Source organism: Microbacterium enclense (genome assembly GCF_001456955.1).
GTDB classification, from domain to species: domain Bacteria; phylum Actinomycetota; class Actinomycetes; order Actinomycetales; family Microbacteriaceae; genus Microbacterium; species Microbacterium enclense.
Genome location: NZ_KQ758467.1, coordinates 298297 through 316944 on the forward strand (window position 1 = coordinate 298297; position 18648 = coordinate 316944).

General features: G+C 69.8%; 19 protein-coding genes and 1 tRNA gene. 10 read left to right on the forward strand and 10 right to left on the reverse strand.

Annotated elements, in window-relative coordinates; translation table 11 throughout:
* The first annotated feature begins 274 nt into the window (after nucleotides 1–274).
* Nucleotides 275–793: an endonuclease domain-containing protein gene (locus AS029_RS17845; RefSeq protein WP_228375851.1), complete on the forward strand. Its 519-nt coding sequence runs from the start codon at nucleotides 275–277 to the stop codon at nucleotides 791–793.
* 198 nt (nucleotides 794–991) lie between these two features.
* Here the strand turns inward: AS029_RS17845 and AS029_RS01370 are convergent, their stop codons facing one another.
* Nucleotides 992–1225: a helix-turn-helix domain-containing protein gene (locus tag AS029_RS01370; protein ID WP_058230815.1), complete on the reverse strand. Its 234-nt coding sequence runs from the start codon at nucleotides 1223–1225 to the stop codon at nucleotides 992–994.
* Nucleotides 1222–1848: a hypothetical protein gene (locus AS029_RS01375; protein ID WP_058230816.1), complete on the reverse strand. Its 627-nt coding sequence runs from the start codon at nucleotides 1846–1848 to the stop codon at nucleotides 1222–1224. The genes AS029_RS01370 and AS029_RS01375 overlap by 4 nt, the downstream gene beginning before the upstream one ends.
* Nucleotides 1849–2037: 189 nt before the next feature.
* Here AS029_RS01375 and AS029_RS01380 point away from each other — a divergent pair, with 189 nt between their 5' ends.
* The 4 genes from AS029_RS01380 to AS029_RS01395 all read left to right on the forward strand — a co-directional run bounded on the left by AS029_RS01380 (nucleotide 2038) and on the right by AS029_RS01395 (nucleotide 6775).
* A complete protein-coding gene (locus AS029_RS01380) occupies nucleotides 2038–4563 on the forward strand; it encodes an ATP-dependent Clp protease ATP-binding subunit (RefSeq protein WP_058230817.1) in 2526 nt (841 codons plus the stop codon).
* Between the two features lie 175 nt (nucleotides 4564–4738).
* Complete coding sequence (locus AS029_RS01385) at nucleotides 4739–5248, forward strand: amino-acid N-acetyltransferase (protein ID WP_058230818.1); 510 nt, start codon at nucleotides 4739–4741, stop codon at nucleotides 5246–5248.
* A gap of 78 nt (nucleotides 5249–5326) precedes the next feature.
* On the forward strand, nucleotides 5327–5995 hold the full coding sequence (locus tag AS029_RS01390) for a hypothetical protein (RefSeq protein ID WP_175456614.1): 669 nt from the start codon (nucleotides 5327–5329) through the stop codon (nucleotides 5993–5995).
* A 369-nt stretch (nucleotides 5996–6364) separates the two neighbouring features.
* A complete protein-coding gene (locus AS029_RS01395) occupies nucleotides 6365–6775 on the forward strand; it encodes a hypothetical protein (RefSeq protein ID WP_058230819.1) in 411 nt (136 codons plus the stop codon).
* A gap of 339 nt (nucleotides 6776–7114) precedes the next feature.
* On the opposite strand, the gene radA is transcribed toward AS029_RS01395, so the two are convergent.
* Complete coding sequence (gene radA / locus AS029_RS01400) at nucleotides 7115–8482, reverse strand: DNA repair protein RadA (RefSeq protein WP_058230820.1); 1368 nt, start codon at nucleotides 8480–8482, stop codon at nucleotides 7115–7117.
* 282 nt (nucleotides 8483–8764) lie between these two features.
* Nucleotides 8765–9718: an L-lactate dehydrogenase gene (locus AS029_RS01405; RefSeq protein ID WP_058230821.1), complete on the reverse strand. Its 954-nt coding sequence runs from the start codon at nucleotides 9716–9718 to the stop codon at nucleotides 8765–8767.
* A gap of 259 nt (nucleotides 9719–9977) precedes the next feature.
* On the opposite strand from AS029_RS01405, the gene AS029_RS01410 reads away from it, so the two are divergent.
* A tRNA-Ser gene (locus AS029_RS01410) sits at nucleotides 9978–10067 on the forward strand.
* Between the two features lie 56 nt (nucleotides 10068–10123).
* On the opposite strand, the gene AS029_RS01415 is transcribed toward AS029_RS01410, so the two are convergent.
* On the reverse strand, nucleotides 10124–10501 hold the full coding sequence (locus AS029_RS01415; RefSeq protein ID WP_058230822.1) for a PH domain-containing protein: 378 nt from the start codon (nucleotides 10499–10501) through the stop codon (nucleotides 10124–10126).
* A gap of 170 nt (nucleotides 10502–10671) precedes the next feature.
* On the opposite strand from AS029_RS01415, the gene AS029_RS01420 reads away from it, so the two are divergent.
* Both AS029_RS01420 and AS029_RS01425 read left to right on the forward strand, forming a co-directional pair.
* Nucleotides 10672–11352, forward strand: a complete 681-nt coding sequence (locus tag AS029_RS01420; RefSeq protein WP_058230823.1) for a phosphatase PAP2 family protein — start codon at nucleotides 10672–10674, stop codon at nucleotides 11350–11352.
* Nucleotides 11353–11368: 16 nt separating this feature from the next.
* Nucleotides 11369–12172, forward strand: a complete 804-nt coding sequence (locus tag AS029_RS01425; protein ID WP_058230824.1) for a DUF1206 domain-containing protein — start codon at nucleotides 11369–11371, stop codon at nucleotides 12170–12172.
* 27 nt (nucleotides 12173–12199) lie between these two features.
* On the opposite strand, the gene AS029_RS01430 is transcribed toward AS029_RS01425, so the two are convergent.
* The 4 genes from AS029_RS01430 to AS029_RS01445 all read right to left on the reverse strand — a co-directional run bounded on the left by AS029_RS01430 (nucleotide 12200) and on the right by AS029_RS01445 (nucleotide 17062).
* Nucleotides 12200–13906, reverse strand: coding sequence for a LamG-like jellyroll fold domain-containing protein (locus AS029_RS01430; protein ID WP_058230825.1), 1707 nt, complete (start codon nucleotides 13904–13906; stop codon nucleotides 12200–12202).
* A 16-nt stretch (nucleotides 13907–13922) separates the two neighbouring features.
* A complete protein-coding gene (locus AS029_RS01435) occupies nucleotides 13923–14570 on the reverse strand; it encodes a COG1361 family protein (protein WP_058230826.1) in 648 nt (215 codons plus the stop codon).
* A gap of 324 nt (nucleotides 14571–14894) precedes the next feature.
* Entirely contained in the window at nucleotides 14895–15998 is a 1104-nt protein-coding gene (locus tag AS029_RS01440; protein WP_058230827.1) for an FUSC family protein, read from the reverse strand.
* 98 nt (nucleotides 15999–16096) lie between these two features.
* Nucleotides 16097–17062, reverse strand: coding sequence for an alpha/beta fold hydrolase (locus AS029_RS01445; RefSeq protein WP_058230828.1), 966 nt, complete (start codon nucleotides 17060–17062; stop codon nucleotides 16097–16099).
* Nucleotides 17063–17140: 78 nt separating this feature from the next.
* Between AS029_RS01445 and AS029_RS01450 the strand changes: the two genes are divergently transcribed.
* Complete coding sequence (locus AS029_RS01450) at nucleotides 17141–17380, forward strand: DUF3072 domain-containing protein (RefSeq protein WP_058230829.1); 240 nt, start codon at nucleotides 17141–17143, stop codon at nucleotides 17378–17380.
* Nucleotides 17381–17409: 29 nt separating this feature from the next.
* Here AS029_RS01450 and AS029_RS01455 read toward each other — a convergent pair whose 3' ends face one another.
* Nucleotides 17410–17898: a MarR family winged helix-turn-helix transcriptional regulator gene (locus tag AS029_RS01455; RefSeq protein ID WP_058230830.1), complete on the reverse strand. Its 489-nt coding sequence runs from the start codon at nucleotides 17896–17898 to the stop codon at nucleotides 17410–17412.
* Nucleotides 17899–18033: 135 nt separating this feature from the next.
* On the opposite strand from AS029_RS01455, the gene AS029_RS01460 reads away from it, so the two are divergent.
* A complete protein-coding gene (locus AS029_RS01460; protein ID WP_058230831.1) occupies nucleotides 18034–18588 on the forward strand; it encodes a MarR family winged helix-turn-helix transcriptional regulator in 555 nt (184 codons plus the stop codon).
* Nucleotides 18589–18648: the final 60 nt, after the last annotated feature.

An 18648-nucleotide genomic window follows, 5' to 3' on the forward strand; every position in this document is an offset into this window, starting at 1 on the left:
CCGGTGACCCCGCCTCCGCGCATCGTGGGCTGGTTCACGCGTACTCCCGGCGGATGCCGCCGCACGCATTCTTCAGCCACATCAGTGCCGCGGTGATCTGGGGTCTGCCGCTGCCCGCTCGGCTCCTTGCCGATGACCGGATCGACGTCTCCGTTCTCACGCCGCGTCGGCATCCCGTGGCACGCGGGGTGCGTGGCCACGAGGTGCTCGGCGCCGGCGTCATCGTCGAGAGGCATCCCGAGCTCGACCTGCCCGTCTCGTCCCCCGCGTCGACGTGGGCGCAGCGGGCGCGGTGGTCCGGCATCCATACGACCTCGTCGCGATCGCCGACGCCGCAGTCCTCACTCCGCGACATGACGACGACCCGCCCGCGCTCACAACCATTGCCCGCCTCGAACGCGCCGTCGCAGCCGCGCGCCGGGTGGGCGGGCCGGCTCTGCGTGATGCCCTTCCGCGTGTTCGTGACGGCTCCGCGTCGCGACCGGAGACCTGGCTGCGGCTGACACTGGTCGACGCCGGCCTGCCGGAACCCGAGATGCAGGTCGAGGTGCGCGCGGGCGGAAGGCTGATTGCGCGCCTCGACACCGCCTATGTCGCGGCGCGCGTTGCCGTGGAGTACGAGGGGCGGCATCACTTGACCGATGCGCGCCAGTGGCGGCGTGACATCCAGCGTTACGAGGACCTCACTCGGGTGGGATGGATTGTCATCCGGGTCACGTCCGACGACCTGTTCCGTCACCCTGCGACGTTGGTTTCACGCGTGCGCTCGGCGGTCGCTTCCCGCCTCGCTTGACGCAACGTTCCCTGGGTCCGGTGGTTCCCCCGCGCCGAAGTCGCGCAGTGGCGGTGATGCGGCAGTTCGCTGCGGGGAAACACGGCGTGCGTGGTGAGGGGGCGGTTCCCCCGCGCTGAAGTGTCGCCGGGCTGGTGGTGATGCGGCAGTTTGCTGCGGGGGAAGCTCCCGGGGGCGTGGAGGGGGCGAGCGCTGGCGTCAACGCTCGACCACGAGCAGGTCGCCCACCTCGCACTCGAGCACGCGGCAGACCGCCGCGAGCGTGGAGTAGCGGATGGCGCGAGCGCGATCGTTCTTCAGCACCGACAGGTTCACGACCGAGACGCCGACCAGCTCGCTCAGGCGGGTGAGTGTCATGCCGCGCGCCTCGAGCAGCTCGTCGAGACGGCAATGGATGCCGGTGGGCCCGTCATCCGTGACCGCCGGCGTCATACGAGGCCCTCGGTGTCGCGCTGCAGGCGATCGCCGACGGCGAAGACCGTGCTGGACAGACCCGCCACGAACCCGATGACGATGAGGACCGGCAGATCGATCTGCTGGGTCAGCCCGCGGTCGTAGGTTCGTTCCGACAGCCAGGCCAGGGCGCCGTTCGCGACCATGTTGTGCAAGAACGGCACCCCGATCGCGCCGATGAGCGAGACGACGCCGACGGCCGCGACGAGGCGGGTGTGTCGAGGGCTGAAGATCTGCCCGCGCAGGATGCCGACGCACAGCACGAGCAGTAGGGCCACCACCGTCACGACCGCGGCCGCGAAGAGCGCCTCCGACAGGAAGAGTGCCCAGAGGGACGCCAGCGGCAGTGAGGGTGCGGTGACGACCGCGCCGGTCAGTTCGACCGGGACGGACGCGCCGTCGGGGCCGATGGGTGCCTGAGCCACGGTGTCGAGGAACTCCACCGGCACGCGCACGTCGCTGTTTCCGGCCGCCTGGACGATGTTGCCGATGCTGCGTGCAACGGCCCATGCGGCGATGGCGATGCCCGCCACCATGAACAGCAGGAAGCTTCCGGTGTCACCGCGGGAGAGGGTGCGAGAGGTGGATCGGGGGGATGCCATGATCGCTCCTTATCGATGATCGTTGTTATTGCTTATCGATAAGTTAACGACAGTCGATATGTTTCGCAAGGCCCGCCGCCGTGACGGTATGCCCACGGCGAACACGCGTCCCCGGCCACCGGCCGCTGGTTACTCTCGATGTACGGCGCGCGGAGGCGTGCCTGTCAGCCCATTTCTGGAGGGACTGAGATGTTCGAGAGATTCACCGACCGTGCCCGTCGTGTGGTCGTCCTCGCCCAAGAAGAGGCGAAGATGCTCAACCACAACTACATCGGCACCGAGCACATCCTGCTCGGCCTGATCCACGAGGGCGAGGGTGTCGCTGCCAAGGCGCTCGAGTCGCTCGGCATCTCGCTCGACGCCGTCCGCGAGCAGGTGCAGGACATCATCGGCCAGGGTCAGCAGCAGCCGACCGGCCACATCCCCTTCACGCCGCGCGCGAAGAAGGTGCTCGAGCTGTCGCTGCGCGAAGCGCTCCAGCTCGGCCACAACTACATCGGCACCGAGCACATCCTGCTCGGCCTCATCCGCGAGGGCGAGGGCGTCGCCGCCCAGGTGCTCGTCAAGCTCGGCGCCGACCTGAACAAGGTGCGCCAGCAGGTCATCCAGCTGCTCTCGGGCTACCAGGGCAAGGAGCCCGCGGGCGTCGCCACCGGTGCCGGCGAGCAGCAGACCTCCGGTGCCCAGGGCGGCTCGGCCGTGCTCGACCAGTTCGGCCGCAACCTCACGCAGGCCGCGCGCGACAACAAGCTCGACCCCGTCATCGGGCGCGAGAAGGAGATCGAGCGCGTCATGCAGATCCTGTCGCGCCGCTCCAAGAACAACCCCGTCCTCATCGGCGAGCCCGGTGTCGGAAAGACGGCGGTCGTCGAAGGTCTCGCGCAGGCCATCGTCAAGGGCGACGTGCCCGAGACGCTCAAGGACAAGCAGGTCTACTCGCTCGACCTCGGCTCGCTCATCGCCGGTTCCCGCTACCGCGGTGACTTCGAAGAGCGTCTGAAGAAGGTCACGAAAGAGATCCGCACCCGCGGCGACATCATCGTCTTCATCGACGAGATCCACACCCTCGTGGGTGCGGGTGCCGCCGAGGGCGCGATCGACGCGGCATCCATCCTCAAGCCCCTCCTCGCCCGTGGCGAGCTCCAGACCATCGGTGCCACGACGCTCGACGAGTACCGCAAGCACTTCGAGAAGGATGCCGCGCTCGAGCGCCGCTTCCAGCCGATCCAGGTGGCCGAGCCGAGCCTTCCCCACGCGATCAACATCTTGAAGGGGCTGCGCGACCGTTACGAGGCGCACCACAAGGTGCAGATCACCGACGGCGCGATCGTCGCCGCGGCGAACCTCGCCGACCGGTACATCAGCGACCGGTTCCTGCCCGACAAGGCCATCGACCTGATCGACGAGGCCGGCGCTCGCCTGCGCCTGTCGATCCTGTCGTCGCCGCCCGAGCTGCGCGAGTTCGACGAGAAGATCGCGAAGGTCCGCGAGCAGAAGGAGCTGGCTTCCGAGGAGCAGGACTTCGAGAAGGCCGCGGCCCTGCGCGACGAGGAGAAGTCGCTCCTCGCCGAGCGTCTGCGCCTCGAGAAGCAGTGGCGTTCGGGCGACGTCGCCTCGCACGCGGTCGTCGACGAGGGCCTGATCGCCGAGGTGCTCGCCCAGGCGACCGGCATCCCGGTGTTCAAGCTCACCGAGGAGGAGTCCAGCCGCCTCATGTTCATGGAGAAGGCGCTGCACCAGCGCGTCATCGGCCAGGAAGAGGCGATCGCGGCCCTGTCGCGCACGATCCGTCGTCAGCGCGCCGGCCTGAAGGACCCCAAGCGTCCGAGCGGTTCGTTCATCTTCGCCGGCCCAACGGGCGTCGGAAAGACCGAGCTCGCCAAGGCGCTCGCCGAGTTCCTCTTCGACGACGAGGGTGCGCTGATCTCGCTCGACATGTCGGAGTTCGGTGAGAAGCACACCGTCTCGCGTCTGTTCGGTGCCCCTCCCGGATTCGTCGGGTTCGAAGAGGGCGGCCAGCTCACCGAGAAGGTGCGTCGCAAGCCGTTCTCGGTCGTGCTCTTCGACGAGATCGAGAAGGCCCACCCCGACATCTTCAACTCGCTGCTGCAGATCCTCGAAGAGGGTCGCCTGACCGACGGTCAGGGTCGCGTCATCGACTTCAAGAACACCGTGATCATCATGACGACGAACCTCGGTTCGTCGGCGATCGCCGGTGGTCCGGTGGGCTTCCAGGTCGAGGGCAGCGCGCAGACCTCGTACGAGCGGATGAAGGGCAAGGTCGACGAAGAGCTCAAGCGCCACTTCAAGCCCGAGTTCCTCAACCGCGTCGACGACGTCATCGTCTTCCCGCAGCTGAACAAGGACGAACTGCGTCAGATCGTCGGTCTGTTCGTCAAGCGACTGGCCGACCGTCTGCTCGACCGCGACATGACCGTGGAGCTGTCGGACGACGCGAAGGACAAGCTCATCGAGATCGGCTTCGACCCGACCCTCGGTGCCCGGCCCCTCCGCCGCGCCATGCAGCGCGAGGTCGAGGACCGGCTCAGCGAGAAGATCCTGCACGGTGAGCTCGAGTCGGGCGACCACGTGAAGGTCGGCGTCGAGAACGGACGCTTCACCTTCGACACCGCCCCCCGCGGCGAGAAGGTCGCGCTCGGTGTCGGCACGGCGGGTGAGATCGCCGCCACTCCCGACACTCTCGCCGGTAACTGACGCGACAACAGACAGGACCCGGATGCCATGGCATCCGGGTCCTTCTGTCTGCGCTCGGGGCGAGACGACCGGTCTTCGCCGAGCGGACCGGCGATTCACGGCAAGGACGCGGCGATCTCGTCAACCGGGAGTGATCTCGGCGGGGCGCGGGAGCCCCTCGGCGTACGCTGGGACGATGACTTCTTCCGCGCCGTTCGTCGTCCGCTCCGCCGGAACCGCCGACGTGCGACGTATCCACGAGCTGCTCGAGCCGTTCGTGCAGAAGCGCATCCTTCTCGGCAAAGACCTCGTCGTGCTCTACGGCTCGGTGCAGCAGTTCGTCGTGGCCGAGGTCGACGGTGTCGTGGTCGGCTGTGGCGCGTTGCACATCATGTGGGAAGACCTGGGTGAGATCCGCACCCTCATCGTGCACGACGACTGGCTGCACCACGGCGTCGGGAAGGCGATCGTCGAGACGCTCGAAGAACGCGCTCGCGAGCTGGGGGTGTCGCGGTTGTTCTGCCTCACGTTCGAGGTCGACTTCTTCACCCGCCGCGGGTTCTCGGAGATCGGCGAGCAGGTCGTGCCGCCCGACGTGTACTCGCAGCTCGTGCGGAGCCCCGACGAGGGCGTCGCGGAGTTCCTCGACCTCGCGCACGTGAAGCCCAACACCCTGGGCAACACGCGCATGCTCAAAGTCCTCTGAGCGCAGCGCTGGATTACCCCGGCGGGCCGCACCCGTGCCGTGGAGAATCGTCACGGCCGGGACGCCTACCCTGGAAGCATGACCGATGCCCCCCGTAGGCGGAGGCAGTCCCCGGCGGTCTATCGTCGACGTCGTCTTGCGGCAGGGCTGCTCGCCCTGCTCGTGATCGGCCTCGTCGTGTGGCTCGTCGCGGCTCCGCCGTGGCGTGTCGCCCCGACCGCCGCCCCGACCTCCTCGCCGTCCTCGCCCGCTCCCTCGACGTCATCGACCGCGAGCGCGGCGACCCCCACATCGTCGGCCGCGCCCACGGCGACGCCGACGCCGAGCGTCCCGTCGGGACCCGTCGAGTGCACCGCGGGCAGCATCGCCGTGGAGGCGCTCTCCGACAAGGCGGAGTACGCGCAGGGCGAGAATCCGCAGCTGTCGATCCGCCTGACGAACTCGTCGTCCAATCCCTGCACGATGAACGTCGGCACGAGCGCTCAGTCGTTCACCGTCACCAGCGGTACGGACGTGTGGTGGCGCTCGACCGACTGCCAGTCGGAGCCGAGCGACATGGAGGTGACCCTCGCCGCGGGCCAGGTCGTCACCAGCTCGTCACCCCTCGTCTGGGACCGGACGCGGTCGTCGGTGAGCACATGCGACGGCGAACGCCCGTACGCCCCGGGCGGCGGGGCCACGTACCACTTGAGCGTCTCGATCGGCGGCATCCCGTCGGCGGGAACCGCGTCGTTCGTGCTGCAGTGACACCTCGCCGTTGACGCGTCGCCCCTGACGCCGGGCTCGTGGCCGGGGGAGGGGTTGGGGCGTTCGGGTGCGTTTGTGTCCTCTCGTCCACCTATCCCCTCCCGTCCTCGTATCTCCTCCCTTCGGCGCCGGCGCGCCGTAGCCGGGGGAGGAGATGGGGTGGGCGGAGGATGTTCCCGCGCGTTTGCATCCTCCCCTCCCGGCATTTCCTCCCGTCGGCACCGGCGCGCCGTCGCTGCTCCAGCTGCGAAGCCGGACGGCCGCCACAGTCGCATCCCCCTCGCTAGGTCGCCGCAGCCTCCATACGACGCCGGACGGCCGCCGCAGCACCCAGCGGCGCCGGAGCGGCCTCGCGATTAGGCTCGGGGGATGGCCGCAGGCAAGAAGCGCAAGGGGAAGAAGCTCGACGTGGACTTCAAGAACACCGCCCTCACCGACGCGCTGCAGACGCAGGACATGGCCGCCATCGCCTTCGCTTTGCGTCACGGCCCCACCGTCGTCCCCCTGATGACCCCGGGTGACGCCGACAACCCACTGAGCGTCGGCGAGGTCTGGACCTACCGCGACCCGAACAACGGACAGGTCGCGCTGTTGCTCTTCAGCGACGCGGCGCACAAGCCCGAGACGCTCCCCCCGCACGTGGCGCTGCAGTCGCCGCAGTGGCTACGCGCGTTCCTCGGGGCGCACGAGGATGCCATCACCACGGTCTTCATGGACATCGCGGGGCCGCACCCCATTCAGGCTTCGCCGGCCGATCTGATCGCTGCGCTCGACGCCTGACCTGCGGGCCCCTCGGGCCTGCGCCTGCTGGCCTCGGCGCATGACCGCGGCCTCGCGCATGCGGCCGAGGTCTTTCGCGGGTGAGGGGAGAAAGTCGCGCGGGTGAAGTTCGCGTGCAAGACTCGGGGACATGGAGTACCTGATCGCCGGTGCCGTGTGCGCCGCCGGACTTGTCATCCCCGCCGTTCTGGGCATGACCTCGCCCCACCGCCGTCGCCGGTCGGCTCCTCCCGGCCGTTGATCTCCCGGCTGCGTCGCCCGGCTGTCGAACGCCCGGCTGCGTCGCACGGCCGCTGACACGGCCGCGCCGCACGACCCTTCCGCCGTCGGCCCCGGTGGTCAGAACCCGGGCTCGCTGTCGTCGCGGGGCAGGCCGCGCACCTGCAGTTCGTTCAGCGCCTGCGCGAGCTTGCGGGATGAGGCGTCGAGCACCGTGTGATACCCGAGGCGCTTGGCCTCGGACGCGCGTTGTGCGGCCTGCGTGACGTTGCGGATCTCGCCGGTGAGCGTGAGCTCGCCGATCGCAGCCAGTCGCTTCGACACCTTGCGGTTCTTCACCGCGTTGGCCACCGCGATCGCGATCGCCAGGTCGGCGGCCGGCTCGACCAGGCGCACCCCGCCCACGGTCGAGACGTAGACGTCGCGATCGGAGAGCGTCAGCCCCATGCGGCTCTCGAGCACGGCGAGCACCATCGCGACCCGTGAGGAGTCGACGCCGTTCACGATGCGCCGGGGGTTGGGCGCGGTCTGCCGCACCGCGAGCGCCTGGATCTCGACCGGCAGCGCACGGCGACCCTCCATCGCGATGGTCACGCACGTGCCCGGCTCGGGTTCGCCATGACCGAGGAACAGGGCGCTCGGGTCGGCGACCTCGGCGATGCCGGTGCCGGTCATGTCGAAGCAGCCCACCTCGTCGGTGGGCCCGAAGCGGTTCTTGAGGGCGCGCACAAATCTCAGCGAGGTCTGCCGATCGCCCTCGAAGTGGCAGACCACGTCGACGAGGTGCTCGAGGATGCGGGGACCGGCGATCGAGCCGTCTTTCGTGACGTGACCGACGATGATGACGGGCAGGCCGCGTTCTTTCGCCACGCGGATCAGCGCCGACGCCACCTCGCGCACCTGCGCGGGCTGCCCCGCCGCGCCGTCGCTGTGGGCCGACGACACCGTCTGCACCGAGTCGACGATGAGAAGGCCCGGCTCGACCTGATCGATGTGACCGAGGATCGTGGCGAGATCGGTTTCGGCCGCGAGGAAGAGCTCGTCATGCAGCGCTCCGGTGCGCTCGGCGCGCAGGCGCACCTGGGCCGCGGACTCCTCGCCGCTGGCGTAGAGCACCCGGCGGCCGGCACGCGCGCTCTGTGCCGCGACCTCGAGCAGCAGTGTGGACTTGCCCACGCCCGGTTCGCCGCTCAGCAGGATGGCGGCCCCCGGCACGATGCCGCCGCCCAGCACGCGGTCGAACTCGCCCACACCGCTCGTGCGACGAGGGGCGTCTTGCGTGTCGATCTCGGTGATGCGGCGGGCGGCGCGCGCGGCTCCGGGCGCCACCGGCACGATCGAGCGCACGATGCCGGTCTGCTCCGCGGCCTCGACCACGGTGCCCCACGACTGGCACTCGCCGCAGCGCCCGACCCACTTCAGCGTCGTCCATCCGCACTCGGTGCAGCGGTAGGGAGCGGGGGCCGCAGCGGGACGTCGGGATGCCATGGATTCAGGCTACGCGGGGCCTCCGACATCGCCCGAGCCGGGCTCCCGGCATCCACGATCTGCGTCGAGAAACAAAAGCGGGGCGAGCGGCGGGGCGACGGCATCTGCGTCGGGAAACGGCACCGACTTGGGCCCCGGGCACCGGCATCTGCGTCGAGAAACGGCAGCGGCGCGGGCAAACGCCGCGTCACAGCGTTTCCGAATGCGGGAAGCGTTTATCGCGCACCGTGAGCCCCCTCCGCGGCGTCGAGCCGCACGCACGGCCGGCCGACGTCAGGCCGCTCAGTCGCGCAACGAGCTCGCGACCTCGGTCAACGCGTCGGCGGAGCGGCGCAGCTGCGACACCTCGTGGTCGGAGAACGGCGTGCCGGCCACGGGGACGGCGCCCGCCGCACTCACGATCGACGGCACCGACAGGGCCGTGCCGTCGATGCCGTGGAAGCCGTGCAGCACGGTGCTGACGGGTAGGATCGCGTGCTCGTCGCGCAGGATCGCCTCGACGATGCGAGCGCTCGACAGGCCGATGGCGTAGTTCGTCGCGCCCTTGCCCTTGATCACCTTGTAGGCCGCGTCGCGGACGTCGACGGCGATGGCATCCAATTCGTCCTGATCGAAGCGCGAACCGTCGGGCAGCTCGAACTCCGTGATCGGCACCGAGCCGATGGTCGCGGTCGACCAGAGCGGGAACTCGGTGTCGCCGTGCTCGCCGACGATCCAGGCGTGCACGCTGGAGGTGGCGACGCCGGCCCGCTGCGCGATCTTCCAGCGCAGGCGCGAGGTGTCGAGCACGGTGCCCGAGGCGAAGATGCGGCGGGTGGGCAGGCCGGTCGCCTCCTGCGCCAGCACGGTCAGCACGTCGCACGGGTTCGTGACGATGACGTAGACGGCGTTCGGGGCGACCTCGAGCAGCTTGGGCATCATGTCGCCGATGATGCGGGCATTGGTCGCCGCCAGCTCGGTGCGGGTCTGGCCGGGGTTCTGCTTGGCGCCGGCGGTGATGACGACGACGTGCGAGCCCTCGGCCACCGACACGTCGCTGCCGCCGATGATGTCGCTCGACCCGGTGAACTGCGTGCCGTGGGCGAGATCGAGCACCTCGGCCTCGACCTTGTCGGTCGCGATGTCGTAGAGCGCGACGTGGCGCGCCGAGCCGCGGATGAGCGCGGCATACGCGACGCTCGCTCCCACGCTTCCCGCTCCCACGACCGTCAGCTTGGAGTTCTCGATCACGCTCATGGCTCGATCCTGGCAGTGGCCGCGAGCGCCCTCCAGCGTAGTGGTTCGACGGTGGACGAATGGATGCCGCGGCCTCACGGATGGCGTGGGCGGGGCCGCGCCGGGCTCCGGAGATCCCCGACGCGGGCGGCCGTGAGGCCGGGCTGCGATGCCCTCGCCGCGCGGTTTCTCCGGAGTCCGGAACGCCTCACGGCGCCGGAGCACGCCGTGCGGGGGCGCGGATTCGCGGCATCCGCCGATCTGTCGTAAGCTTCTCGGCGGTGACGTGTCCGAGCGGCCGAAGGTGCAACACTCGAAATGTTGTGTAGGTTCACCCCTACCGTGGGTTCAAATCCCACCGTCACCGCCACCACGAAGGCCCCGGATCCTCACGGATCCGGGGCCTTCGATCTGCGCGATGGGCCGTCAGTGCTTGTGGAGCACGGCCCACGCGATCAAGCTGTCGAGGCGGCGGATGTCGGCGCCCTTGGTCACCTTGACCTTGATGTGTCCGACCTTCGTCCACAGCTCGATCTCCGCGTCGCGATCGAGGAGACCGCCGGCGTTCTCGGACGACCACATCTCGATGGCCGAATAGGGCAGCGAGTAGATCTCGACCTTGCGCCCCGTGAGGCCCTGGGCGTCGCGCACGATGAGCCGCTTCGTCGTGAAGGTGGCGGAGTCGCGGAAGGTCTGGAACGACGCGACGGCCTGCTCGCCCTCGACCAGGAGCGACGAGATGTCGGCCGGTGTCGGGATCTCGCGCTGCAGGGTCCACGACAGGATCTGACTGGTTTCGACCATGGGAATGCTCCTTCGTCCGGCGCCCGTGCTGGCGCGTCGCTCTCACCGTAGCGGCGACGTACCGCGGTCGTCCGGTTCCGATGACGCGGTCGGCGCCGGGTGCAGGGAGTACTCGAGCCATGCGCGGCAAGCGCTGGCACCGATGCGCTCCGACCTGCGACGATTCGCGGATGGATGCCACGACCGACGACACGACCCTGCTCCCCGATCGGCCGCTCACCGATCCGCGCCGGCCGGTCGCGCTCGTGGTCGGTGTCATCGCGACGGTGCTGTTCGTGGGCCTGCGGTTCGCGGTCGAGCTGAGCGGTTCCGCCCCCTTGCCGATCGATCAGGCGTGGGATGACGCGATGTCGGCGCTCGCGAACCCCGTGGGCGTGATCGTGGCGTGGGTGCCCGCGATCGTCGGCGGCACGATCGGCATGATCGTCATCGGCGTCGCGACGACCATCGTGTTCCTCGTCGTGCGTCGCCCCTGGGACGCGCTCAACGTCGCGGCATCCATCGCGCTCGTCGTGCTGATCGGTGCGCCCCTGGCCGCGGTGATCGCGCGCAGTCGGCCCGCCGACTCCCTCGCCGAGACCGTGGCGACCTCGTTCCCCTCGGGGCACACGGCCGTGGCGACCACCATCGCCGTCACCCTCGCCCTCATCCTCCGTCGTCGCTGGGTGTGGGTCGTGGGGGCGGCGTGGGTGGTGCTCATGATGTGGAGCCGCACGTACCTGCACGCGCACTGGCTGTCGGATGTGGTGGCCGGCTTCCTCGAGGGGGTCGCCGTCGCCACCCTCGTCTGGGCCTTGGTCGAGGTATGGCGCGTGCGGCGCGCGCAACGCCTTACCCGCGCGTCGGACTGAGCGCTATGGTTCGCGGATGACTTCTGCATCCGCCGCCGCCGACAAGGTCCAGGACTCGCGCGCCTTCGAGGCCGTCGCCCGCGCCGGCTACGTCGTGCTCGGCCTGCTCCATCTGCTCATCGGACTGATCGCGATCGGCATCGCCACCGGCGGCGGGGGCGACAGCGCCGACCAGAGCGGAGCGCTGCAGCAGGTGCGGGACACGCCTCTCGGCCTGCCCTTGCTCTGGGTCATCGTGGTGGGCCTCACCGCCCTGGCCGTCTGGCAGATCGCCGAGGCGATCGTCGAGCGCGACCCGGATGCCGAGAAGCGCTGGGCGCACCGCGCCAAGTTCGTCGGCACCGCCGTCGCTTACGTCGCGATCGCCGCCACGGCGTTCACCCTCGCCGTGGGCGGGACGTCGGAATCGGCGGAGTCATCGAAGACGCTGACGGCTCAGGTGCTCGCGATGCCGGGCGGCGTCGCCCTGCTCGTGGTCGTGGGTCTCGGAGTCGCGGCGATCGGCGCCGCGTTCGTGTTCCGCGGGGTGACCCGGGCCTTCGAGAAGCACATGTCGATCCCGAGCGGCACCGCCGGCCGGGGCATCCGCACCTTCGGCACCGTCGGGTACGTCGCGAAGGGCATCGCGGTCGGGGTGGCCGGCATCCTGTTCGTGGTGGCGGCCGTCACGCACGACCCGAACACGGCCGGCGGGATCGACTCGGCGTTGCGTTCCCTCGCGGGCCTGCCGTTCGGCCAGGTCGTGCTGTGGCTCGTGGGTGCAGGGCTCGTCGTCTACGGCGTGTTCTGCTTCGCGCGGGCCCGCTACGCGCACATGTGACGACGAGGCACGCCGGCCGCGCTCCGATCACCGACCGGCGAAGTAGTGCGCTCGCACCTGGGCGGCGGTGAGGGCCGACGTGAAGATGGCGGCGTACTGGATGCGACCGGTGAAGTGGTCGGGGCCGTTGTAGTCGGATACGCCGATGTTGCGCCCGTTCGTCCAGTAGGTGAGTCGACCGCACCCGATCTTCCAGGTGCCGGTGTAGTTCTGGCCTGTCGTGTAGCCGGTCCGCGAGTCCACGAGTTCTCCGTCGACGTACAACGCCATTCCGCCGCTCGACAGAGTCGCGACGACGTGGTGCCACGCGCCGTCGGCATAGTCGGACCCGGCGGGGCTCGCGACCGTCACGCTGGTCCCCGGGAAGACGCCGAACACGACCCGTCCCGCGGCGTCGAGATAGACCAATCGATCCCACCGGCCCTCGGACGACCAGGATGCGCCGTCGCCGAACCCGATGATGCGGCCATTGCTGGTGGAGGACGTCTGGAACCACGCCTCGAGGGAGAACGTGTTCGGATTCCTCTGCGAGCCGGCGACGTAGACGCACTGGGAACCGTCGAAGGTGACCGACGCCTTCGGAGTGTCGCGCACGCAGCCCACGCTGCTCGTCGTCGTCCGGGGCTTCTCGAAGACTCCGGTGCGTCCGTTCCCCGAGAAATCGGCCTCGGTGAGGCTACCGGTGCCGGACAGGGCGAACGCCGCCCACGTCGACGGCGCCCCGACCGCGGCTTCGGCCAGTCGGCAGGAGAAGAAGGGGTTGGTCCCCGCGGTGTCGGTGCCGTTGCGGATGCTCGCGGCGAAGGCCGACATCGACGTCGAGACGGTGACGAGAACGACCACGGCGAGCACCGTGAGGGCGGACAGGGGCAGCACCACGCGACCCGCGCGGCGGTCGGGACGCGGACGCAGACCGGTCGTCGACAGCATGTCGGGAGGGCGCACGAGCAGCGCGACCAGGAACGGGAGAAGACAGACCGCGACCAGCAGCAGTCGCACCGGCCACGAAGGATCGGGGGTCGGCGCCAGAGTGTATGCGCCGTTGGCCAAGCGGGTGGTCGTGAGCACGGCGGCATCCTGTCCGCTCCCGAGCCGCGTCGTATCGGCTATCAGGGGGAGGATCCCGGTGTTAACGACGTGCATCACCACGCCGTCGCCGCTCTCGGCTGGCCGCCAATCGAGCAGGCGCACGTTGAACCACGGTCTCAGGATGAGCGATATCAGCGTCGTGGAGAGCGACCACCCCAGCAGGCGAACACTCCATACCCACGGTTGCGCCCGACGAAGGGAGGACACCGCCTCCGTGATGATCGCTCCCACCAGCAACCACGGAGCCGCAGTGAGCGCGAAACCCCATCCCGGAGCGATCGCGACGGCGCGGCCGAGGATGGCGTCGGGGGAGAGGGACCACCCGTCGGGCGAGCCGTTCAGGTCGCCCTTCGTCGTGAAGGTGCTGCCCGAGCTCCCGACGAGCCGGTGCGTGATCGTTCGATCATCGATGGTGAAGGTGACGATGTCGCCGATGTCGTACCGCGATTGCGCGTGCGCGACGATCAGGGAACCCACCGGTGCGGTCTGGCCCATGCTGGGCGTCTGGATGGCGAAGAGTCGCACGCCCAGCACGGAGAAGGCCGCGGCGATCGCGACGGCCACGAGAGCTGTCGCGATCGCCGCGGTGAAGAGAGCGTGACGAGCGCGCGCGCGGAGAACCGGTGCGGGGGCGTCGCCGCTCACGTCGAGGAACGTCGGCTCAGGAGCCGGCGCTGGAGTTCCAGGTCAGCGGCTGCGAGACCTGAAGCCCGGCGTAGGCGTTGCCGAGTCCGGACGGCAGAGTCACGGCGAACGAGAAAGGGACTGTGGCGCTCGGGGCGACGGACGTCGTTCCGAGCTTCGAGAGGATGTCGACGCCCGAGGCGAAGGCGGAAAGACTGCCGGAGTAGATCGTCGTCGAACCCGATGTGACGACGAGCGTCATCTTGGAGCACATGTCAGTCGCGGACCCGGTGGGGGTGCCGTTCGCGGACTGCGTGCATGATCCCGGGGTCAGGGTGAACGAACTCGCGCTGGCCGTGCCGATGTTCTTGATGGAGATGCTCGTGGTGACGGTCTGCCCGGGTGTCATGGTGAGCGTTCCGCCGTACTTGTTGATCGTGGAGCACGTGGCGCTGTTGCTGCTGCTGTCGGTGCTCTCGCAGATGACGTTGCCCGTGCTGTCGCTCTCTTGCATGATGAGCGTTCCGCTGCCGGCGGTGTTCACGGTGTTCTCGATCCGTGCGGTGAAGGCCGCGACGGTGGGTGAGAGGCCCAGGGCGAGGATGAGCGAGGCCACGCTCCCCGCCAGCACGACGGGCAGGGCGAGTCGACGACGACGCGACGGCGGAGGGGACTGGGTGGACACGTGAGCTCCTCAGACAGGGTGACAGAAGGGGTAAGGCGCTTCCTCGGTCTATCGGACGGCCTACACGGAGGGCCCGGTGCGGCACGTCGCCGCGACAGGGTGAACCGGGTCGGCCGGGTTGGTGCGCGGCTCGCCGCACTCGGGACCCGAACGAGACGAGGCGGGCTTCACCCGGCTTCTCGCCCCGGAGGTGAGTTTCCGCGTCGCGCGGAGCGTCGACCACCCGCGGCTCCGGGGGCGTTGTCCACCGCGGGCCCTGCGGTTCTGCCGTGGAGCGTCGTCCTCAGGCGACGTCGTCCGGTGACGTCCACTCAGACCGGGTGATCACCGCGTCGACGTGTCGGCATCCGGGTCGGAGAACGGGCCGCAGGCGGCGATCACCCGGCGCAGGCTCACCGCGGCCTCCCACGCGTCGAGCGGTTCCTCGTGCGCCTCGAGTGCGCGCAGGCGGTCGGTGTAACGGGTGAGGGCCCGCTCCGCGTCGCGGAGTTGGGCGGCGGTCGCGTCGGGCTCGGGCGGCGTGGTCACGAGATGCGACACCGCCTCGACCGCCTCGGCCAGCGCCCGGCGCGCTTCCTCGGGCAGGTGGGTGTCGACATCCGGACCGGCGGTGAGGCGGGCGAGCGCAGCCGACAGCTCGCGCGTCGCGTCGGCGGTGCCGGTGAGGGCGTCGAGGCGACGGCGGTTGAGGTCGCGCGGGGCGTGCACGCGACGGCCACGCGGGTTGTAGCGACGGCTCTCGTCGGCCAATTCGACCTCTTCCCGCACGTCGGCGAGCGTGCCCATCAGGTCGGCCGTCGCCGCATCGGCGGCCCGCGGGTCGAAGGCGCGGCCGGCGAGGGCGTCGGCGATGCGGTGCAGTGCTTCGCCGAGGTCGTCGCGCAGCCGGGAGAGACGGTTCTCGGCGCGCTGCACCCGCAGGGGCGGCACCACGACGAGGTTGACGACGACGCCCATGAGCACACCGAACGCCATCGTGATGAGGTACGACGACGAGTAGCCGTCGGGGTCCGCCCCGCCGAGCAGGAGGACGAAGAGCGCCGCGATCGCCACCCAATCCCGGCCGACGCCGAGGGCGCGGACCCCCGCCAGGAGCACGCCGAACAGGATGACGATGGCCACCGCGACGATGCGTGGCATCCCGAGTCCGACCACCGCCAGACTGGCAAGACCCAGGCCGATGCCGAGCGCCAGCCCGATCACCGCCTGCACGCCGCTGGAGGCTGACCGGGCGACGGTGGGGTACATGCTCACCAGCACGCCGAGCGGCGCGTAGTACGAGTACTCGCTCTGGGCGAAGGGCACGAGCGGCGCGAGGTACCAGGCGAGGGCAGCGGCTGCGGCGGTTTTGGCTGCGAGCACCAGGCGATCTGCGCTTACGGCATCGGCCCACCACCGCCTGGGGTCGAGCGAGGAGGGCAGCTTCATGGGCGGGAGGTGCGGGGACGAGTCGGCACCCCCTCATGCTGAACGTCGACGGCGCCACCGTCTCGGGGGTTGCCCACCCGGAGCCGGCGGGGTACCGCTCACCGCGAGGGGCGGTAGGCGTCCCACAGCACCCGCGCGTGACGCGCCTTCGCGCGCTCCACGCCGTCCTCGTCCTTTCGGGCGGCGCTGATCCACTCGGCCACCCGGCTCGCCATCGCCCCGAGCACCATGCGCACGTCGGCGTGGGCGGCGGGCGGAACGACCGCGTCGGCCGCTGGCATCCGCCCCTTCGGTGCGAGCTCGTCACGGACGTGCCGCATCGTCAGACGCGCGACACCCACGGCGTGACTGTTGACGACGCAGTGCGCCGCGCCCTCGATCTCCCACCGCCGGGCGGCGTGCGCGCGGGCGACGAGCCGCGAGTGCAGACGGCGAGGGGAGGGGCGGTCGTACTCGCCGCGCACGAGCAGCACGGTGGTGCGACCCAGGGCGATGCGCTCCGAGATGCGGTATCGCAGCATGTGCGGGAGAGCCTCGAAGAAATAGAGGAAACCGCAGAGGAGGTACGCCGACACCGCCAGCAGGGCGATGTGCATCGATTCGCGCACGGTGGACTGCACGAAGCGCACGGCCTGCAGCGGGGCGGTCGCCTCGGACTCGTCGACCACCGGACTCACCAGCACGGCGTGCGACAGGCCGTGACGTCGGGCCAGCACCTCGGTGACGACTTGCGTCCCCATCGAGTGGCCGATGAGCACGGGGTCGGTGAGGCCGTAATGGTCGAGGACTCCCTCCACCTGATCGGCGAAGAACTCCGCGGTCGGATGCTCTCCGGATGCCGGGACGCCGCCGAAGCCGGGAAGGTCGAGGGCGTAGACCTCGCCCTTCTCGGCCAGCAGGGGAGCGAGGAACTCGAAGTACGTCGATGCGACCCCGATCCCGGCGACGAGCACGAACGACCGGCCCGTGTTCGCGCCCGTCGTCACACGAGTGACGCGGGTGCGCGCCGGGCCCCGGCGGTACGTGTCGACCTGCACTTCGGCGGGACGTGAATCTCCGGGCATCCGACCAGGATGCCGTACCCACCTGGACGCCCTGTCAATCCCGGGGTCGGTGTCGTAGGTCGCGCCTAGCCTCGGGCCATGAGCGATTCCTCCCGTGATGAAGAAACCCTCGGCGCCGTCCGTGAAGGCGAGAACCCCGCCGAGAAGGACCCGTCCGACTGGGTCACCGGCGACGAGCCGATGACCGCCCCCCAGCGCAGCTACCTCGACACCCTCGCGCGCGAAGCCGGCGAGGAGATCCCCGCCGATCTGACGAAGGCCGAGGCGTCCGAGCAGATCGAGCGTCTGCAGTCCGAGACCGGCCGCTCCACCGAGTGACCCCGAGCGCGGGCGCCCCGGCATCCCTTTCAGGGGGTCCGGGGCGTTTCGTCGTTCGGGCACATCTCGCCCATGTCCTCCGTCTCGCCACGCGCGATGTCATCGAGGAAGTCGGCGACGATGCGTCGCTCCTCGGGCCCGAGGCGCTCGGCGGCTGCAACGGCGGACGCGCGGCGAACCGAGAGGATGCGTCGGGCGGGCGAGGAATCTTCGACGGTCTCGCGCACGACGATCGAGCGCCGGTCGCCCGGGTAGGGCTCGCGAGCGACCCAACCGGCCTCGGCGAGACGGTCGATCAGGGCCGTGGTGGCGGCCGACGAGATTCCCAGCATCGCCGCGAGCATGCGCGGCGTGACGGGCTCGTCATCCGGCCCGCGCTGGAGGAGGAACCGCAACACCTTGGCGTCGTTGGGTCCGATGCCCAGCGACTGCAAAGCGGTGCGTTCGGAGGCGATACCCGAGTCGGTGAGGTCGTTGAGCGCCTTCACCACGTCTTCCGTCGTCGCGCGGTCTCGCATCTCGCCTCCTCAGGTGTCTCGATAGGTGAGTGTTTTGTGATCCGATCAAGTAGCCAACCGTTCTAATCGATGGTACCCGCCCCCGGCGCGCGTCGGCAGGGGGCTGGACGAGCTCCCCTGGCATAAGATGCCCTGGTGGAACTCGGGTCTGACACGTCGCGCTACTGGTACGGCGCGAGCGAAGAGGATCGCCGCCGACGGGCGGTCGACGTGCTCCAGGCCTTCCGTGTCTACCGAGCGGCCGAGGTGGCCATGCGCCGCCGGACTCGCGAGTCGATGTCGATGGGCGAGAACGAGCTGCTCGTTCTGCGCTATCTGTTGAAGGCAGCGGGCCAGAATCGCCAGGTCTCGCCCAGCGAGCTGACGCGGTACCTCGGGGTCTCGACGGCCTCGACGACGGCGATCGTCGATCGCCTCGAGAAGACCGGGCATGTGGTGCGCGAGCCGCACCCGACCGATCGCCGCAGCATCTTCATCGTCGCCACGGCCGAGAGCGACGCCGAGGTGCGCGCGACGCTCGGGTCGATGCACTCGCGCATGATGGCGGCCGTCGTCGACATGACGCCGGAAGAGAGCGCCGCGGTCATCGCCTGCCTGAGCCGACTGCAGGATGCCGTCGACCAGGTCGACCCGCACCCGGTCGGCGCCGGAGCGGCGAACGGCTCGCGTGGCGAGTCCGGAAACGACTGAGAAAGTCGCCGAAGGACTTTCCCCGCAGCATTAGGCGCGCGTTCCGCGGCGTGAAACCAT